This is a genomic window from Flammeovirga aprica JL-4 (assembly GCF_012844305.1).
GTDB lineage: Bacteria > Bacteroidota > Bacteroidia > Cytophagales > Flammeovirgaceae > Flammeovirga > Flammeovirga aprica.
The window spans coordinates 1-20,161 of sequence record NZ_JABANE010000130.1 but is presented as its reverse complement, the minus strand read 5'-3'; the positions used below and the strand labels follow the sequence as shown (position 1 = coordinate 20,161).

Annotated in this window: 14 protein-coding genes; 10 read left to right on the top strand and 4 right to left on the bottom strand. The window is 36.1% G+C overall.

The annotated features are described in order from the left end of the window. Nucleotides 1-183: 183 nt before the first annotated feature. The gene (locus HHU12_RS29125) at nucleotides 184-1,041 is read right to left on the bottom strand and encodes an NAD(P)H-binding protein (protein ID WP_169660255.1); all 858 of its coding nucleotides are present in this window, start codon (nucleotides 1,039-1,041) and stop codon (nucleotides 184-186) included. 436 nt (nucleotides 1,042-1,477) lie between these two features. Here HHU12_RS29125 and HHU12_RS29120 point away from each other — a divergent pair, with 436 nt between their 5' ends. From HHU12_RS29120 to HHU12_RS29110, 3 genes are all read left to right on the top strand, one after another. Further along, nucleotides 1,478-3,322 carry a helix-turn-helix domain-containing protein gene (locus tag HHU12_RS29120; RefSeq protein WP_169660254.1) on the top strand — a complete coding sequence of 615 codons (1,845 nt, stop codon included), beginning with the start codon at nucleotides 1,478-1,480 and terminating at the stop codon, nucleotides 3,320-3,322. Nucleotides 3,323-3,503: 181 nt separating this feature from the next. Beyond that, nucleotides 3,504-4,607, top strand: coding sequence for an Mrp/NBP35 family ATP-binding protein (locus HHU12_RS29115; RefSeq protein ID WP_062615664.1), 1,104 nt, complete (start codon nucleotides 3,504-3,506; stop codon nucleotides 4,605-4,607). Nucleotides 4,608-4,639: 32 nt separating this feature from the next. Beyond that, nucleotides 4,640-4,891: a NifU family protein gene (locus HHU12_RS29110; protein ID WP_062615516.1), complete on the top strand. Its 252-nt coding sequence runs from the start codon at nucleotides 4,640-4,642 to the stop codon at nucleotides 4,889-4,891. A 67-nt stretch (nucleotides 4,892-4,958) separates the two neighbouring features. Here the strand turns inward: HHU12_RS29110 and HHU12_RS29105 are convergent, their stop codons facing one another. Further along, nucleotides 4,959-7,517 (bottom strand): DUF5916 domain-containing protein, encoded by a 2,559-nt coding sequence (locus HHU12_RS29105; RefSeq protein ID WP_169660253.1) that lies wholly within the window; start codon nucleotides 7,515-7,517, stop codon nucleotides 4,959-4,961. A gap of 338 nt (nucleotides 7,518-7,855) precedes the next feature. On the opposite strand from HHU12_RS29105, the gene HHU12_RS29100 reads away from it, so the two are divergent. Further along, nucleotides 7,856-8,470: a hypothetical protein gene (locus tag HHU12_RS29100; RefSeq protein ID WP_169660252.1), complete on the top strand. Its 615-nt coding sequence runs from the start codon at nucleotides 7,856-7,858 to the stop codon at nucleotides 8,468-8,470. Between the two features lie 75 nt (nucleotides 8,471-8,545). On the opposite strand, the gene HHU12_RS29095 is transcribed toward HHU12_RS29100, so the two are convergent. Next, the gene (locus tag HHU12_RS29095) at nucleotides 8,546-9,838 is read right to left on the bottom strand and encodes an aminopeptidase P family protein (protein WP_044201093.1); all 1,293 of its coding nucleotides are present in this window, start codon (nucleotides 9,836-9,838) and stop codon (nucleotides 8,546-8,548) included. Nucleotides 9,839-9,957: 119 nt separating this feature from the next. Between HHU12_RS29095 and HHU12_RS29090 the strand changes: the two genes are divergently transcribed. From HHU12_RS29090 to HHU12_RS29070, 5 genes are all read left to right on the top strand, one after another. Then, the gene (locus HHU12_RS29090) at nucleotides 9,958-11,499 is read left to right on the top strand and encodes a S8 family serine peptidase (RefSeq protein WP_169660251.1); all 1,542 of its coding nucleotides are present in this window, start codon (nucleotides 9,958-9,960) and stop codon (nucleotides 11,497-11,499) included. A gap of 75 nt (nucleotides 11,500-11,574) precedes the next feature. After that, on the top strand, nucleotides 11,575-12,150 hold the full coding sequence (locus HHU12_RS29085; protein ID WP_169660250.1) for a hypothetical protein: 576 nt from the start codon (nucleotides 11,575-11,577) through the stop codon (nucleotides 12,148-12,150). A gap of 308 nt (nucleotides 12,151-12,458) precedes the next feature. Continuing rightward, entirely contained in the window at nucleotides 12,459-14,264 is a 1,806-nt protein-coding gene (locus HHU12_RS29080) for a DEAD/DEAH box helicase (protein WP_169660249.1), read from the top strand. Nucleotides 14,265-14,348: 84 nt separating this feature from the next. Then, nucleotides 14,349-14,738 carry a GtrA family protein gene (locus HHU12_RS29075; RefSeq protein ID WP_169660248.1) on the top strand — a complete coding sequence of 130 codons (390 nt, stop codon included), beginning with the start codon at nucleotides 14,349-14,351 and terminating at the stop codon, nucleotides 14,736-14,738. A gap of 9 nt (nucleotides 14,739-14,747) precedes the next feature. Then, nucleotides 14,748-15,137: a hypothetical protein gene (locus tag HHU12_RS29070; RefSeq protein WP_169660247.1), complete on the top strand. Its 390-nt coding sequence runs from the start codon at nucleotides 14,748-14,750 to the stop codon at nucleotides 15,135-15,137. Between the two features lie 4 nt (nucleotides 15,138-15,141). On the opposite strand, the gene HHU12_RS29065 is transcribed toward HHU12_RS29070, so the two are convergent. Next, on the bottom strand, nucleotides 15,142-15,984 hold the full coding sequence (locus tag HHU12_RS29065; protein ID WP_169660246.1) for a DUF6624 domain-containing protein: 843 nt from the start codon (nucleotides 15,982-15,984) through the stop codon (nucleotides 15,142-15,144). A 348-nt stretch (nucleotides 15,985-16,332) separates the two neighbouring features. Here HHU12_RS29065 and HHU12_RS29060 point away from each other — a divergent pair, with 348 nt between their 5' ends. Continuing rightward, the gene (locus HHU12_RS29060; RefSeq protein WP_169660245.1) at nucleotides 16,333-19,410 is read left to right on the top strand and encodes an InlB B-repeat-containing protein; all 3,078 of its coding nucleotides are present in this window, start codon (nucleotides 16,333-16,335) and stop codon (nucleotides 19,408-19,410) included. Nucleotides 19,411-20,161 lie beyond the last annotated feature (751 nt).

The following is a 20,161-nucleotide window of genomic DNA, read 5'->3' as shown; positions in this document are numbered from 1 at the left end:
GTACGCACGGTTCTGTGAGAGGGATAAATATGGGATAGACGTAGACTTATTCCATATTTACCCTACTTGATTTTTGTGCAGTCCCAATTTTCATTGTTCGACTGCTTTAAAAAAAACTAAGTCGAAAATAAGTTATTCACTATTTTCGGCTTAGTTCGTAGAGTTAATTGTTAAGGGAGTGTTTTACTTCATCTCATCGTATTGAAACTCTTCAGGGTTTTCATACAGAAAAGTAAAACCTATTTTATCAATAATTTTCTGACTGTCTACAATTTTGAAAGGAGGAGCAGAAGCAGGTGAGATAAAAGTAGGAACAATGTAATTTCCATATTTGGCTGTCGCTTCATACACAATCCTTTTTGGAGGATGTTCAGGAGCTACCAAATTGAATACTTTATTCCAGCTGTTATGATCATTCACTTCCAGTACTCTGACAATCGCTCTAATAACATCATCTCTGAACACATAGTTCACTGGAATGTCACCTGTTATCAAATCTTTTTTCCCATCAACATATTTGGCAGGGATTCTATCGTAGCCCATCAATCCGCCGCAACGTAAGATAGTAGCATCAAGATCCGTGTTGATTCTCAATACCTCTTCTGCTAAAATCACTGATCTTGAACGTGGACTGTCTGATGTATCAGCATTCTCGTTGACAACAGCATTGACATCTTTATATACACTTGTTGAACTTGTATAAATTACCTTATTGACAGGAAGTTTTTCAATCTCATCTCTGATAACTTTAATTTGTTCTGCATGGAAGGTCATCATTTTATGCTGACTGAATCTTGGAGCCATGCAAATGACAACGGCATCCGTATCTAGTAAATCAATCAGACTTTCAGTATCATTACAAGTAGGGTCAAACCTCAGGAAATAACCTTTGGCGCCTAACTCTTCAATTGTTGCAACTTTGGATTTTGTACCTGTGCTTGCTTTAACTTCAATTCCGTTTTGTATTAGTGTAGAAATGAGGGGTAGACCTAGCCAACCTGCTCCAATGATGCTCACACGTTTTATCTCCGGGAAACTCATAGTTGTTTTTAGTTGAATATGAAAAAGAGCTTTAAAAAAAGAGCGTGTTTTATAATGCGCTCAGTTTACACAAAAAGCAATTGTGAAATATACATATTCGCATTATAATTTCCATCTTTAGGAGAGCATATATTTTCTTAATTACTTCATTATAAGTGAATGATTTTTCATATTAGTGGAGTGAATACGATAATTTTGTATTAGATAATCTTAAATTATTAAATTAAAATTACGTAATGTTGTAATTAATTGATGATAAAGTATTGATTTTCAAAGGTTATCTTTAATTTCAAGAGTTTTTAGAAATAAAAATTGCTCAATTATAGTTTAAACCGCTTTAGTTGGATACACTTTAATAAGTTTTCAATACCATCGACTAGCATGAAATAGGATGAATCACAAAACACTACTACTATTTTACTTTTGCCTCACTTTTTTGAATTTTTCAGGCTTCTCTAATCCAGGAACAGGAAATGGGGATTTGGTCTTTAAGATTATTGAACTTCCAGAGTTTACACCAGACTCTGCGGAAATTTATTTAGCTTCTACATTAAACCATTGGTCTCCTAATGATGAACAATACAAGTTCAAAAGAAGTCATGATGGGTATTACTATTTGAAGATACCCAAAAGTAAAGAACCTTTTCAATACAAGTTTACGAGAGGTACTTGGGCTTCAGTAGAATCTACGGAGAGTGGTAACTTGAAACCGAATAGGTATTATGATCCAGAGAGCCCTTCATTGATCAATATTCAAATCCGCTCATGGCAAGATTTAGTCAATGAGATGGTAGAGAGAATACAATTAATTGTAACAGAACTCCCGGAAGGTACACCTTATGATGCCAGTCTTTTTGTGGTGGGTGATTTTAATAATTGGAAACCGCTGGACTTGGAAAGTAAAATGATCAAACACGCTGACGGATTTTATTATTTGACGTTGCCGGCAGGTTTGGAGAAATTTGAATATAAAATTACAAGAGGTTCATGGGAGTCTGTGGAAGGTAGAGAGAACGGAAGGGCCATTCCTAATAGAGTGTATGATGTCGCTAAGGATGGTTGGAAAAAAACGATCAAAATCAGTTCATGGGAAGATTTATCAGGAAGTACGACTACGCCCTATATGTTCTTATTGTTATTGGGAGCATTTCAGGGATTGCTTTTAATTTTCTCAATATTCGGTATTCAGGAAAATAACAGACGAGCAAACGTTGTTTTAGCAGTATTGATTTTATTCACGTCCATTGCCTTGATGGCGAGAGTGGCGATGTATTATAGAGATATCTTCCAGCTATTCCCTAAAATCTATCTTATTCCTGAGATGATTTTATTGATTTATGGACCGTTGTTTTTCATTTATATCAAACAACTCACTGAATCAGAGTCAAAGTCAAAAGAAATTTTTATCCGTTTGATCCCTTTTGGAATCCAGGTGTTATTTTATTTACCGCTTTTTGCACTGTCCAATGATCAATTTGAATATGGAGTTTTAAACCGTCATTATACCATCTTTTTTAATACTATAGGTGGAATAGGGTTGGTGTTTAGTGCGTATTATTGGTGGAAATGCAAGCTGTTTTTGAATCATCAGCATCAGCATAGTATGAATATCCTTTCGGAAGAAAGAAATATAAATTACTTGAACGGAGTAATGCTTGTTTATGCGACTTGTTTAGGGATCTGGTTTTTAATGTATGTTGTAGGAACGGGAGCCATGATTTTTCATTACGAGCCTCAAAATATCATCAATATGCTGACGGATACACTTTGGTTAATTATAGCATGTACATCATTTATTATGGGTTACTATGCGATGAATCAGCCAGAGATTTTGAGAGTAGCAGAAGAAGAGAGTATAAAGAGTATTGTGGAAGCACAAGCGCAAGTAGAAGAAGAAGTAGAGGAGAAAGAAGAACAGGGGCTAACGGAAGAGCAATTAGTACTGAAAGAAAAATTGGCAGAAGAAATGAACGAGCATAAGTTATACACCAATTCGAGGTTGACTTTGCCAGAGCTCGCTCATCATCTGAAAACAAGTACACATGACATTTCAAAAGTGATAAATGACGGCTATCAGAAAAATTTTTATGATTTTGTGAACGGCTATAGGATCAATGCATTTATTGAAGAAGTAAATAAAGACACCCGTCAGGAATTGACTTACTTAGGACATGCTTATAATGTTGGTTTTAACTCAAAAACCGCCTTTAACAGGGCATTTAAGAAGGAAAAGCAAAAAACACCTACTCAATATTTTTCTGCCTCAAAGACTTTAGTTTAGGATTAGCGTACGTTAATTTTTTATAATTTATGTAAGTCGTTGAGGAATATTAATCTAGAATTATTTAGTTCACAATATTTATTCTATTATATTTATAATTGATCTAAATAAATATAAGGTTTACAACATCTTTTGTATTATTTTTGTGCCAACAAATATCCAAATCGAGGAAAAGATAGGAATGGCATATACACAAGATGATATTATCAAGGCTTTATCTACTGTAGAAGAGCCAGATTTAAAGAAAGATTTAGTTTCTTTAAATATGATTAAGGATGTGGAAGTAGAAGGTAATAAAGTATCTTTTACGGTAGTATTGACTACTCCAGCATGTCCATTGAAAGAGTTAATAAGACAGCGTTGTGAAGACGCTATACATAGAGATGTTGCTGAAGATTTGGAAATTACGGTTAATATGACGGCCGAAGTGACTTCTCTTCAACAACGAGGACCGGTATTGCCGGGCGTAAAAAACGTGATTGCAGTTTCATCTGGAAAGGGTGGTGTAGGTAAATCTACAGTGACTGCAAACCTTGCTTTAGCACTTGCTGAGTCTGGTGCAAAAGTAGGTGTGATGGATGCTGATGTTTATGGACCTTCTATCCCAACAATGTTCAACTGTGAAAATGCACAGCCGGGTGTTGTACAGAGAGGAGAGAAAAACGTCATTATTCCTATCGAAAAATACGGAGTAAAGTTATTATCGATCGGGTTCTTAACTCCTTCAGATAACGCTGTAGTTTGGAGAGGACCAATGGCAAGTTCTGCTATTCGTCAGTTCTTTATGGATACAGATTGGGGAGAATTGGATTACTTATTGATAGACTTACCTCCAGGTACAGGTGATATTCATTTATCATTGGTACAAACTGCAAAAGTAACGGGTGCGGTGATTGTTTCAACACCGCAAAAAGTAGCTTTAGCAGATGCTGTGAGAGGATATAAAATGTTTGCTTCTAAAGATGTGAATGTTCCAATCCTTGGAGTAGTTGAGAATATGGCTTACTTTACTCCTGCAGAACTGCCTGAGAATAAGTATTATCTGTTTGGGCAAGATGGTGCTAAAACATTTGCTAGAAGATATGAGTTACCATTCTTAGGTGAGGTGCCATTGGTACAGAGCGTAAGAGAAGGTGGTGATGACGGAGTGCCTGTAGTGATGGAAGAAGGAAATCCTGCCGGTGATGCTTTTGTAAGTATCGCAGAGTCATTGGCAAGAAGTGTAGCCATCAGAAATGCAGATTTACCTGAAACAGACCGAGTTGAAATCAAGACTTGGGAATAATTTGATATAAACGCCTTAATTGGATTACATATATGAGTGAAACATTAATTAATGAAGTAGAAAAAGCCTTAGAAACAATCCGACCTTATTTGGAAGCGGATGGTGGAAATGCCAAAGTAGTGGAAGTTACTGAGGATGGTATAGCTAAAGTGGAGTTGTTGGGTGCTTGTGGTGATTGCCCTATGTCTGCAATGACATTGAAGGCAGGGATTGAACAAGCTATAATTAATGCAGTGCCTGAAGTTACAAAGGTTGAGGCTATCAATATGACAGTAGAGTCTTAGGACTTTTTGACTGTTCTTTTCATGAATAAGCCACTTCGCTTACTACAAGTGAAGTGGCTTATTGTGTTTAAAACATTCTCTTTACCTGCCCATAATCCAAGAAATAACTTAATCGGATGGAAACAGTATTCATTTGAGGTTCTTCCCACAGTTCTTTCATATTATCCGAAAAATTGATGTCTGAATTATGATTAGATGACGCTAATTCATTTCTCCACATTGCTGTTAAGAAGCTTCCTGGGAGAAATTCCCAACTGTAAGAAAGCTCCATATCAAATGTATTGTAATTGGTGTTTTGAGTATGTTCACCCTTTTCATTCAGGTCAGTGTAATCTGTTGTGAGCAAGTCACCCGTAGAAGATAAATCGAAAAACTCATCATAATCTACTCTTCTCCAATAATGTCTTAAACGAAGTTTCATCGACATTTTAGGATTGAAATAATACTTGGAAGTGAAGTTGTTTTCTAGCGTTTTCACATCTCTATTGCCATAAATGACACTTTCAACCTCTCCATCTTCATCATGTAGTGTGGTTACATATCCTTTTTCATCTCTTTGATTATTCCAAGAAACGGAATGTGTCAGGTCAAAGCGGTCTGTAGCACGATAGGTTTGATTATAAGAAATGAAATTATCCAGCTGAGAGAATTCAGGTCTTGCCCAATAAGAAACTCTTAAGCTACCAGTGTAAAGACTTCTACTATCAGAATTCAAAGTAAAGCCACCTCCATGCGACATATATTCTTTAAAATAATAGCCCTGTTCCCTTGGCCCAAAGTAATCATAAGAAATACCTGGATGGATATAACTATCTAAATTCATACTCCAGAAGTTATTGAATTGGAAATAACTGTCTGCCCATACTTTTCTACTCGTAAAGGTTCTAGGGTTATAAAGCCAATTTTCATCATAACCTGCTCTCAGCCAATAACGCTGAAATAACGGGCCTGCTTCAAATTGATTGTAAGAGGCATTAGTATAAAACCCAATCTTATTGACCGCACTATTATAGCCCATATCATTCGGGTTATACGTATCTGATTCAATGTTGGAAGAAGCCCAATAACGCCATTTACCACTCACTTTACCACCACCAACATCAATTCTATGGCCGAGTTGTGTATAACCGGCTTTTTGTGCTGATTCAGATTCTTCGGAAGGGAAAAACTCCTGACTCAATGCTCCAAAACCTCTCACTTGATAAGTATTGGAACGGTCAAAGAAATTGAAATCGGTTGAAGTGACATTGGAAGATTTGAATCCTTCGCCTCGATAGACATTCGAATTCATAAACCCAATTTTAGAGTTATTGGGTAAGGCTCGTTCAAGGGCTATAATATTAAAATTGGTCACAGGGTCTGCTAACTCTTCTCTTCTTTCACCCGTGGTGCTATCTTCTATAATAGCATACGTTTCATTAGTGATGGAATTCAAAATACCTACTCCAAGACCTTTTTCTGTAATACCGGTAAGTTTTGTGTTATTTAAAATAGGAGCATCAGTAGGTTTATAAATAAAAGCTTCATGCTCTCTTAATATATCGTCACTAGGGTTGTTATGGTTCTGCCCGATCCTTCTCGAATAAAACTGATCCCATCGGTTAAAAATGGTAGTTCCTTGTGTGAAAAAATCTCTGAACTCCCCAAATTGCACTTCATAAGCAGAAAGGTTGAGTACTTGATTATCGGCTTGCACTTGAGAGAAATCAGGAATTAAACTTACATCCAAAGTAAAACTTTGTCCTAGTCCTACTTTAATGTCAGCTCCACCAGAAAAAGTATGTGCATAAGGACCGCCTTGTTGCCCTAAAGAAACATTACTAATGTAAGGCGTTAACGAAAGTCGGAGGGGAGGATTGACGTCATAAATACCTCTTAATGTACCAAATTGATTGACGTAACCCGATTTATTGGCATCGATAGCATTCCAATAAGAAGTCTCACCCGAACGGGCTATCACTCTACCAAAGTTTAAACCCCAAATTTGTTCTTTACCATTAGGCATTCTTAATGCGCGGTAAGGAATTTCCATTTCAACCGCCCAACCTTCATCATTGACTTTTACAGCACTTGTCCAGATCTCATTCCAGTTGCCATCCCATCCCGAAGTACCTTGAATACGATCACTTTGTACACCGGAAGCACTAACTACAAACTCATACGTATCTTGTTGAGTGTTGTAGGTATCAAAAGAAACAATGAAAAAGTCACCTCCATTGCCACCAGAGTCTCTTTCTCCCATGTTGGTTCTGATAGAATCGGGGGCAGTGTCATAGAGTTGTGCACTGATATAAATGGCATAATTATCATAAGCCACTTGTACTTTGGTTTTTTGAGAAGACTTTTGGAGGTTATTGGGAGAATTTTGAATAAAATATCCTTCAGACACATATTTCATGGGTGTGTCTTCAAAATAAACATACCTATTAGTGCTGGCAGTAAGTTGGTTGACCTGCAAAGGGTCTTTCCATAATTGATCGTCCAAGACTCCATCAATTTTAGGTGGAGAAGTGGCAGGCCATGCGTGTAAATTTTTTCTACTAATGTGCTGTGCGTTTAATTGCTGAATTGGTAGAGTTATTACAAATAATAAGGATAAAATCAGGTATCTGAATTTAGTTGTCATGCTAGTTAATAAGTTGCGAGTTTGATTGTTTGAAACTCAATTTCATCAATTAATTTTTAGTATTCAATAGTGATTAATATTAGTTAAGGAAAAGAGTTGTGTGCATCGTTCTTTTATGATTTTTTGCACTTGTATTGATAGAGAAATTGATCAAAAAGATCACTTTTTTTGAAACTTGAACCTTAGATAAATACAGTAAATACTATTTTTTCTTTTGAATGGAGGGAAGATGATAGTCTTAATTAAATGAAAATAGCTCTAATTTTTTCTAAATAAATTGTCGTGACCCAGTAGTTATTGTTCTCAAAGAAAAGTAATAATACAAAAAAAAAATAACTATGAAGTATCTTCTTTTCTATCTCTTCTTTTTTACGCTTACTATCTCTTTAAATGCACAATCAAGAAGGGTTGCAATTAATATAGGTAAAATACAACATGAGTATTTTGTGGATGATGAACAAAGAGTAACCTATTTAAGAGCGTATGATTTTAAGGATATACCAGTGTCAAAGATTTATGATATTGTAAAATCATTTTATCAATTTGACGTACCTTCTTCCAACTCTTCATTGATTCTGCAGGACTCAACAAACATCATCTACAAATCAGTTTTTCCAAAAATTAATAGTAAATACTATATGCTTCCATTTAGAGTGAGAATAAATGTGAGTTCAAGGTTTGTAGTGGATGTGAATATTGGGCAAAATCGGATGGTAGTAAAGTTGGTTGTAACAAGCTATGACAAAGAATTTCATTATACTAAATCAGGGAAGGTGCAATATAGAGAAGAACCTCTACATGCTACTTATCCGGTCAGCTTTGTGAAAAGTCAAAGGAGTTTTGATGGAGAGTCATTTTATATTACTCACACTAGGGTGATGAAACTTCTTGGACAGTTTGAAACCTATATTTTGAAAACACCGAACGTCAGTATTTCAAAGCAAAATCCTTAAGACAATAAAAAAACACCCTAGTTCAATGTCTCACATCAAACTAGGGTGCAATATATATTAAGGCTCTAAAGTGAATTACTTCGCCATAATGCTTTCAATCTCTTCAATTTCGATTGGAATATTTTTCATCAAGTCAAATGGCTCACCTGATTCTTGGATAACGAAGTCGTTTTCAATTCTGATACCCATGTTTTCCTCTCTGATATAAATACCTGGCTCCACTGTAAATACCATTCCAGCTTCAAAAGTTTTATATCTGTTGCCATAGTCATGAACGTCTACGCCAATGTGGTGAGAAGTACCGTGCATAAAGTATTTCTTGTAAGCAGGCCATTTTGGATCTTCGTTCGCAATATCTTCACGAGTGATCAAACCTAAACCTACTAATTCTTCTGTCATCAATTTACCTACTTCCACATGGTAATCCATCAAGTTGTTACCTGGAACAAGCATTTTAGCCGCTGCTTTGTGTACTCTCAATACAGCACTGTAAACTGCCGCTTGACGCTCTGTAAACTTACCATTTACTGGGATGGTACGTGTTAAGTCAGAAGCGTAGTTACCGTACTCACAACCGAAGTCCATTAATAACAAGTCACCGTCTTGACAAACTTGATCATTGTCGATGTAGTGCAATACACAAGCGTTGAAACCTGAAGCGATGATTGGCGTGTAAGCATGTCTTCTTGAGCCATTGCGAACAAACTCGTGAGTGATTTCTGCTTCAATTTCGTATTCTTTCACACCTGGCTTCGTGAATTCTAATACTCTTCTGAAACCTTTCTCAGTGATGTTACAAGCTTTTTGCATTACATCAATCTCAATTTGTGACTTTACAGTACGCAAGTCGTGCATGATTGGAGAAATACGCTCGTATTTATGAAGAGGGAAGTTTTTCATGCATTCCACTCTAAATCTATCATCTGGCGTTTCAACAGTAGTGTCAGCACGAAGGTGCTCGTTTGTATTCAAGTAGATGTGTTCTGAATCGAAAACAACCGTTTTGAATACTGTATCGAAATCTGATAACCAGTACACCGACTCGATTCCAGAAACTTCAGTAGCCTGTTCTTTTGTCAATTTTGCTCCTTCCCAGATGGCAATTTCCTCATTTGTTTCAATCAAGAAAAGCATTTCTCTGTGAGCAGGATCTTTGGCGTCAGGATTGATCACAAGAATACTCTTTTCTTGATCAATACCACTTAAATAAAAGATGTCAGTTTGCTGAATAAATGGCATTGTACCGTCAGCACTAGTAGGCATGATGTCGCTTGAATTGAATACAGCAACTGAATTTGGTTTTAATCTCTCTACTAGACGCTTACGGTTCTCAATGAACAATGTCGAGTCGATTTTTTCGTATCTCATGATTGATCTATGTGTATATATTAATATTTATGATTAACTTTTCGTCAAAGTTAAGCGGCAGATCGCTTGTACTGCTACTTAGTTCGAATTTACTTCTTCCATTGAATTTTCAAAACTAGATGACAATAAGACTGGATATTTATTCTGTTTTTTTTTCAGGAGAAAAACGGCTTAGAAGGCTATTCTTAAGCTATTTTTTCATCCTTTTTGCTGTTTTTCCAGTTTTCGCTACCGAAAATCAACGTTTTTGGGTTGTTTTTACTGATCGTTGTGATCGTGAAGATTTAGAGATTTTTAACCAATCTATCTGTGAAGAGTACCTGGAAGAATTGCACAGACAAGACTTTTTTGAACAGAGTAAATCCAATTGGCTGAATGCCGTAACGGTAGAGGTCGCTTCAAAACAACAATTAGAACAGTTGCAAAGCCTTTCTTTTATTAAAGAGGTGAAGCCTGTGAATAGAAATTGGAAACTGGCTGGTATTTATCAGGAGAAGGATTTCAGACAGTCCTCTTATTCGGTTAAGCAAATACAACCCGATAGTCTTTATGATTTAAAGTTAGATGGCAGTGGTGTGACGGTAGGGGTGATTGATGCTGGTTATTATAATGCGACTAAAAATGAATACTTGAAACATATTTTCAATGACGAACGCATTTTAGGTTTTAAAGATTATTTGTCGGGACCAACGACTACAAGTCAGACTTTTTTCGGAAGTAAAAGAACAAGCTCAGACAGTCATGGCACTACGGTGTTGCGTATGATTGCGGGGCATGAAGGAAATATGCGTTATGGTTTGGCTGATAAAAGTGAGTTTTATCTTGCAAGGACAGATCATGGAGACAAGGAGTCAAGAAGTGAAGAGGAGAACTGGATTATGGCTTTGGAATGGATGGTGGATTCATTGGGCATTAAATTAATCAATAGTTCACTGGGCTATTCAAACGGTTTTGATTTAAAAGATGAAAATTATACACCTGCTCAGATGGACGGGGAAACTTCAATGGTAACAAAAGCAGCAGAAGTAGCCACACAAGAAAAAGGAGTGCTGTTGATAGTTTCGGCAGGAAATGAAGGAGATTCCAGCTGGGAAATTATTAGTGCGCCAGCAGATGCAAGGGGAGTGTTGAGTGTTGGTGCCACAACAAAATCAGGTGTAAAAGCAAGTTACAGTAGCATAGGGCCTGACTTTTTAGAGTATATTAAACCTGAGGTTTCTTGTTATTCACTGTTCGGTACATCATTTTCAGCACCTGTAATTACGGGGTTGGCGGCATGTCTGTGGCAGTTGAAGCCTGAAGCTACAGCGAAGGAAATCAGAGGGGCCATTATTCAATCTTCATGGTTTTATCCTTATGGAAATAATTATGTAGGGTATGGTGTTCCCAATGCCGGCAGGGCTATTGATATTTTAAAAGGAAAACCTCAGGAAGATAAAACAGAGATTGTCCATGCAACGAACTCAAAAAATATTGAGATCGAACCTCTTCAAGAAGAAGGTACTTTGTTAATTGCGTATCATAAAGTTTCAGAAACTGTTGTAATTAAGCAAGAATTCATATATTTGAATAACGATGCATGGAAAGTTAAAAAAATAAAAAAATCCATAAGCACTACTTTGTGGACAGGAAAGCGCCATATCGAAATTTTTTGGAAATAATATAGGTACATATACCGTTTTGATCACTCTACACGATATCTTGTACTTGTTCTACTATCACCTTTACTAAATAGCATGAAATTGTTCGTTCAAATTACCATTATTTACTTCACATTAAATTCTTTGTTCAGCTGTGCCCAATTAGATAAAGTTCAAGACTCCGAAGAAGTTTACAATTTTGACTTGACGAGTGTTGTAGATTCAGCTGTAAAAGATTTAAGCCGACGTGCACCATCAGTAGAGAAAAAAATTACCTATGATGGAAAAGAAAATTCTTTAGCTTCTTCTGAAATTAATTGGGAAGAAGAATTGGAAGTCTTTGAGGATGCGGATATTAATAAGCCCATCTTGAGAAACAGTTACGAAAAAACTACTCAAAACAAATCCAACGGTGGTACATTAACTCGTTTTGAGGCGAGTGGACCAAGAGAGTTGGTACGTTGGGTAGAAGTGGAAAAAGACTCCAATGGAGACATTTTAAAAATAGCTTTTAAGATGCTGACAGATAACTCTTTGTACGCCACAGAAAAGGAAGGGGAATTGGTCTTTTCAGAAGGTCAAAAGTTAAAAAGTTATGCCGTTGAAGGTACTCAATCTATCGTCTTTTTAGGCGATAAGCACTATGCCGTAAAAGGTAACTTGGTGTATTAGAGACACTTGTAAAAGTCTGTTTTTAAAGAAGGTATATTTATGAAAAGAGCTTGAAATAAGCTCTTTTTTTGTTAATGATGGAAAAAATGTGAAAATAATTGCCCTCATTTATAAACGTTTATCGCGTTCACTAGCAAAACAAAAAATAAAAAACCTACCTTTGCGGTTCAATTAGGAAACTGTAGCGCTTTTGTCCGCATCATCATAACTGTTGGTTGTCCGCCGACAAAGAAAGGACTAAGGGAGAAGTAACATTCAATCTAAGTACTTACAAGTAGTATGGAAGGAAGCGTTCTAAAAAACAAAAAATGACAAAATTTAGTGAATTAGGGCTTAAAGAAGAATTGCAAGAAGCAGTAGCAGAGCTCGGTTTTGAACAACCTACACCAATCCAAGAAGAGGTAATCCCAACTTTATTAACAGAAGAACTTGACTTAGTAGGTTTAGCACAAACAGGAACGGGTAAAACTGCAGCATTCGGCCTTCCACTCCTACACCGTGTTGATGTCTCAAACGAAAAGGTACAAGGGTTAATTTTATGTCCAGTACGTGAACTTGGACTTCAGATCGCTAAGGATCTTGAAAACTTCTCAACAAAGCTTAAAGGTTTAAAAATCGTTGCCGTTTATGGAGGCGCTCCAATTGACCAACAAATCCGTCAATTAAGAAAAGGTGCACATATTATCGTTGCCACTCCAGGACGTATGCATGATTTAATTCGCAGAAATAAAGTAAACATCTCTGAAGTGGAGACTGTAGTACTTGACGAAGCGGATGAAATGTTGAAAATGGGCTTCAAAGATGAGCTTGATGCTATTCTTGAAGAAACACCAGAAGATAAAAATGTATGGTTGTTCTCTGCAACTATGCCAAGAGAAGTAGCTCGTATTGCTTCTAACTACATGACTGAGCCTAAAGAGGTGACTGTAGGTACGAAGAATACAGGTAACAAAAACGTAAAACACTACTGCTACACTGTAAGAGCTCAAGATAGATATGAAGCTTTAAAACGTGTAGTGGATTACAATCCAAATATATATGGTATTGTTTTCTGCCGTACAAGACAGGAAACAAAAGATGTTGCGGAACGCTTGATGCAAGACGGTTACAACGCTGATGCTTTGCACGGTGATTTATCACAAGCGCAACGTGATTATGTGATGGGTAAATTCCGTCAGCGTACTTTACAATTGCTTGTAGCTACTGACGTTGCTGCACGTGGTTTGGACGTAAACGACTTATCACACGTAATTAACTATAACTTGCCAGATGATATTGAAACGTACAATCACCGTTCAGGCCGTACAGGTAGAGCAGGTAGAGATGGTACTTCAATTGCGATCATTCACATGCGTGAGAAGCACCGTTTGAGAGCTATCGAGCGTGTATTGAAGCAATCATTCATCATGGATCCTATTCCTTCAGGTCCTCAAATCTGTGAGCGTCAGCTATTCCATTTAGTAGACCGTATGCACAGCGTGGAAATGGTAGAAGAGGAAATCGAAGAATACTTGCCAAAAGTATATGAGAAATTGGAAGATCTAAGCCGTGAGGAAATCATCAACCGTTTCGTTGCCTTAGAATTCAACCGTTTCTTAGAGTACTATAGAGGTGCAAGAGATCTTAATGTTCACGACCGTAGAGATAACACGAACTCTCGTGAAAGAGGTGAAAACTTCAGACGTAACGCAGAGTCAGGTTTCACTCGTTTCTTTATCAACTTAGGTAAGCGTGATGAGGTATCTCCAAGAGATCTTATTGACTTGATCAACAAAGGTGTTCGTGGTGACCGTATCGATATCGGAAGAATTGACTTGAAACAAAACTTCTCGTTCTTTGAGGTAGCTCAAGGTAGAGAAGATGATGTGATCAAAGGAATGGGTACTTTGGAATTCAATGGTAGAAAAATTGATGTAGAAGTATCGAACGCTACTGGTGGCGGTGGCGGAGGCCGTCGTGGTGGTGGACGCCGTGGTGGCGGAGGCGGAGATCGTCGTCGTTACAATGGTGGCGGTGGAGACCGTCGTCGTGGTGGATACGGAGGTGGAGATCGTCGTAATAGCGGCGGTGGAAACAGACGTAGAAACAGCAACAGAGAAAGTCACAAGGATTAATCATCTTTGTTTATAATATAAAAAGAAGGTCCTTACAGGCCTTCTTTTTCTTTTCAATATTGAAACTAATATCTAACAATCAAAATGGATTGGGAAGTCTTATTCTTTAAGTTTCTGAAGTTTGGTGTAGTTGGTTTTTCAGGGTTATTTGTAGATTTCGGAACTACCTATGTAGTAAAGGAAAAACTTAAAGGGCATAAATATTTAGCGAATAGTCTTGGTTTTGTACTTGCCGCTACAAGCAATTATATTTTAAACAGACTGTGGACTTTTGAAAGTCATGATGCCAACATTGGACTTCAATATATTAAGTTTTTTGGAGTATCAATCATTGGTCTTTTCTTTAGTAATGCCATTATTTGGGTATTGCATGAAAAGATGAAATTGAATTTCTATGTTGCTAAAGTTTTAGCAGTAGGAGTGGTAATGATTTGGAATTTCTTTGCTAACTTGATTTTCACATTCGTTGAATAACAAGTTGTTATGCTACAAGATAAAAGAGATTACCTGAAGAGAATGATCCGAAACCTGGAGAAAGTCATGCTTCGGTTTACGGGATTAGATAGAGAACTTCATTTTGAAGAAATGGCATTGACCATTGATAAATACCTGAAAGAAGTTTTGCTTATAGAAGTGTCTGATTCAGAAGAAGAAATAACATTGAAAATGATGGATCTTTCTTCTAAAACAGACTTTAAAGAATTAGAACTTCTGAATGATGTATTGATCTACAAAGGAAAACTAACCCAAGATAATAAATACCTAAAAGCCGCTTACAGAATCCTCTCAGAGATTGAAAAGAAAGATATAATGACTTTTTCGTTTGTAAGACAACAAAAATTAGCGGAGCTGCAACAGCTTCTTAAGGCATAACTTTCTAGTAATCAATACCGAATTGTTTCACATAAACCTCCATAGGTTCAAGTCCCACTTTTGCTCTTCTTAAATTCACATTCTTAGGGTCTTGAAGTGTATATACCTCCATTTTGCCAGTACTTTCATTAAAAATAATCTGCGAACCATATAGTTGTGGTTCACCACTGTCCTGATTAATTCTATCTTCCATTACCGCAATTTTTCTTTGCTGTAAATCTCCTCTTTTAGCGGCTTCAACAAACATAGAAAAGTACTTGGTACGGTAAGAAGGATCTGCATGCTGAATGATCAACCAAACTGTATTTACCCCATTTTGCCCTACTTCCTCCACTGTAGGCATACCACAGTTTTCAAGAATACTCACTACTTTGGTCAGGTTTTCAAATTCAATAGATTCATCAATTTTCGCACTAGCTCTATTTTCCTGATTCATAAAAAGTATTCTTGCTAACATCTTGTCGATGTCATTGCAATCAATGTCTATGAGTTCTACTTTAGGACGCAGTTTCTGTTTTATAGCAACCATTAATTTTCTCTGGAAAAGCGTATCTTCTCTTGTCGGTTTTCTGAGCACAATCACTTGAATTTCATCATCCATATTGGCATAATAGTCATAACCCCATTTTAAAGGATCATACTTGCTGAGAGAATCAAGTGAAGCTACTTTGCCACTGTGAAATCGATAGACCGGTCTTTTGCTTTCCTTTCCTAGGTTATTCAGTGTGATTTCCATCACTTCCTCAGGAGACAATTTGCTTAGGCCTTTTGTGCCATAAGGGTCATGATTGATGCATGAGAATAATAGTAAGCAAAGAGATAGTGTAGTTATTAAGTTTTTGAACATGATAGTAGGTTTTTGGTGTCGATTATAATTTACGTAAATAATTTTTTTGTAGGTAGTAAAATATCATAATTTTTTGGCATGCATTACCTTAAGTAAAAGCTTTAATAGTATGATTTTATTTCTTTTTTAAAATGACCTATTATGAATGTCAATGGGATTATTTTACAACAGAATTAAGTTTAAATAGGTTACAACAATGTATTATGAACAGTTTTTACCCCTAACGTAGCACTATTTTTTATCCTAAAAGGCTAAAATCAATCCCTCCATCAAACCTTAAAAGCAAGAAATTGTGTATCCATAGCAAATAGATTTATTCTATTGACTTTTTTAACTAACACAGAAAGTATGAAACAAAATTATGAGTTACTTATTTGGTTGGGGATCTTTTTCTTCCATCCACTCGCTCTCTTATCACAAAATGTTCCTCAAGATATCCTTGATGTCAATCCTAATGTATTACCAGAAAGTACTTATCCTTATTGGCCTTCTTATAATTATCTAGAATTTTCAGATATTCAGAATATTGAAGCCCAAGAATGGAATGCCTCTGCACATACTGTAGAAGGTTGGGATTGGTCGATGCCTGATGATGTTGTCCCAGCATCAAATAGTTTAATTGCCCTTCAAAGAAATATTTATTTTAAAGATGATGGGTCATTTAAAGACTTCGACGCTCCGAATTTAAAATTCAAAGGGAATCCTGTAGGGTTGCTTTGGGTAAAATGGAGAGATATAGAGAAAGTGGAAGGACAAATTGACTTTTCTACTGTAATAGGGAGTATTCAACAAGCCAATAGTCAAGGAGTAGATATTGTTTTGAGGATTCTGACAAATTCTAAAGAAAGAGGAAATGGAGTAGCAGGAGAAGCACCCTTATGGTTGGAGGATTTAGGAGTGAGCTTATTACCAAGAGATAAAACGAGCGACAACCTGAATTTCGACCCTTCTGATCCCATATTTCACGCACAATATTTAGAACTGATAAATGCTCTAGGAGAAAGCGGTATTCCTCAAATGGTAAAAGCAGCCTATGTGGGGTATGCCTCCCATTCTTTTGGAGATGAGGGTATTGGGCCTCATGGTGAGACACAATGGGAAAAAAATGATGCGGAAGTTCACGTACGAGAAAGGTTGGATGCTTGGCAAAATGCTTTTGAAGGTATTGAACATAAGGTATTTATGGGAGGGACTAGCCATTATGGTTTTGATTATGGATTTGGAGTAAGAAGAGGGTTTGTAGAAATGTATCTCTATCAAGTTCCTAATCATGATTTAGGACAGTCTATTGATGAAGATGGTTATTTAATACTAGATGAATCGTCACCAATAGTAAGTCATGGGGGTTTTCATGGTGAGGTCAATGAAGAATATGAACCAGCTTGGGCTACACCTGAAAGAGGTTACAGATTTGGAGCAACGACAAACTCATTCACTTACCGTTATTTTATGAGTAATCTAAGAGCATTGCAGATGCGCTGTAGTTATATACATACTACAGGCCACCTTATGCCACAAATGCTCCCTTTTATAGCACAAGAGTTGGGTAGGACAGTAGAAGATACACCTGATGTGTGGACTTATCTTGGTACATCTTACATGGACCATAAAACGTATAAAAATAACGATACAGCAAGCCCAAAACGTTCTTTCACAAAAACGGAGAAAAATGAAGGAATTGAGATGAAAAATTTTGAGAGATGGTTATATCAAAGAAATGCTGATGGGTATACTACAGTACCAGCAGTTCAGATTCAACAGTCCATCAAAATGTGGATGGTTTTCGAGGATAAGTATTACGATTATATTGCTAGAAAAGGAGCTAAAATAGGTTTTGATATAGATGATAGGTGGCTAATGAATGACCGATTAGCCATTAAGGTAACTTATTTTGATGAAGGAGAAGGAAACTTGGTGTTAAAAACAAATACAGGTGAACAACAGCATCAAGTAGCATTGACAGATGATGGAGAATTGAAGACAACCACATTTATAGTTTCAAAGATACAGGCCAATAGTATGGATCATAATTTTGATTTCACATTAGAAGCCGACCAGGAAGGCAATGAGCTTGTAGTATCAATGGTTAGAGCTGTAAAACTCAAAGATTATATATTTGAAGATGGTGAAATAAAAGGATATAACGGCCCTTCAGGGGCAGTTGAAATTCCATCTTCTATTGATGGAATGCCTGTTATTTCTATAGGTGAAAATGCATTTAACAACTTGGAAATTACAAACGTTACACTTCCTGCTACGCTGACAACAATTAAAGATGGTGCTTTCTATGGTAATCAGTTAACTGCTGTGGAAATACCTTCTTCAGTCCAATTTATTGGCGAAGGAGCTTTTGCTGGTAATTTGTTGACATCTATCGAATTACCTGAAACAACAATAGATAATAAAACCACTGATGTTTGGCAGGGTGGTGATGGTAATCTTTTTACACAAAAAACGAGTAACCTCAACATAGCTTACGAAGCTATTGAAAAGGCGGAAAATACAGTGTTGATAAGCATTGAATTTGTAAATGGAACAGGAGGCCTGAAAGTAGAAGGAAATACGAATGAAGCAATTTATTCTGAACTAGGAAGTGTAAGTTTTTATGTAGAGAAAGGAAGTACTGTCACTTTAACTCCTATTGTTGATAACCTTCCGGAAAACCTTGAAGCTCCATCATTTGTGATAGAAAATATTACTGAGGTTGTAATTAAACAATTTGATTTTGATACCTATTTGGTAGAAAAAGAACAATCTTTTAATATTACTTATGAAGTTGATGGAGGTGAACATTCTAATGTTTCATCTTACAGTAATACTGATGCAACGATCATCTTATCTGATGCCGTAAAAGAAGGTTATTTGTTTGAAGGTTGGTATTCTGATGCGGGTTTTGAACAAGAAGTGACAGAAATTGTCTCTGGTACTGAAGGTCATTTAACTTTTTATGCGAAATACAGCCTTATCTTCTATACTATTAATTATGAAGCAGATGGAGGTGAACATTCAAATATTACTTCTTACAGTATTGAGGATGCAACGATTATCTTAACTGATGCTGTAAAAGAAGATTATTTGTTTGAAGGTTGGTATTCTGATGCAGACTTTGAACAAGAAGTGACAGAAATTACTGGAAGTACTACGGGCGATTTGACTTTTTATGCAAAATGGAAGGAAAACCAGGTGACTGCAATTGATACTATTTCAGAAAAGATTCAGGTATATCCAAATCCCGTCACTGCACAATTCAAATTGAATAGTGTGATTGATCAACTTACTATTTTTAATATTAATGGCGTTGAAGTAAAGCATTTCAATCAATCTCAATCTTATTATGATGTTAGTGATTTAGCTTATGGAGTTTATTATGTAGTGATTATTCTAAATGGTCAAAAAATTACCAAGAAATTGATTATCAGTAATTAAATAAGGGAATAACATTTTTAATGTTAGGCACCCTCTCATTGATGGGGTGCCTTTTTGTATTTATGAATTGTGTGTGGGAAGTGGTTTTGGAAATATATTGAGTTAAGAATTGAAGATATTTGGTTATTTCTGTAGGCTTAGCAAACCATTTTGTTACTATAGATATTTTACTTTTCATGGTTTACTAAAATGAATCTTTTTTTGTAGAGAGTCACAATGCTTTGTGGCTTAAGAAGCACCATAAAAACAAGGAACTACTATTCATTAATTCGATTTTTAAAAATGAGAAATCAGTTTAACTAACACTCCCTCTCATTACTTTTTCCTAAAGCTGATATTCAAAATTTACAGGCAATAATTATTTCCAAGTGAAACCAGTATTTAACTTTGAAGCATGGTGAATCTCTTCTCATAGCTTTAGTTTTTGAGAAATCTCCATGAAATAAAATAGGATAATATCTTTTCAGACAAGAAAAAATCCCTCAATTCATAAAGGAACTGAGGGATTAAAATGTATATAAGTACTAAGACAAAATTATATAACACTTATTCATATTATTTTTTCTGATTACTGCCTTTAAAAAACTTTAAATAGAACCACTATTTATACGTTTTTCAGCGTTGTACTCACAAAAAATAATGAAGAATTAATTATCATTTATTTTTGACTTAGTACTTAATACATTGTAAACTAAGTTTTCGTTAATATTTGAGTGTAACTTTTATGCATAATATCTCTAGCATTTTCTTT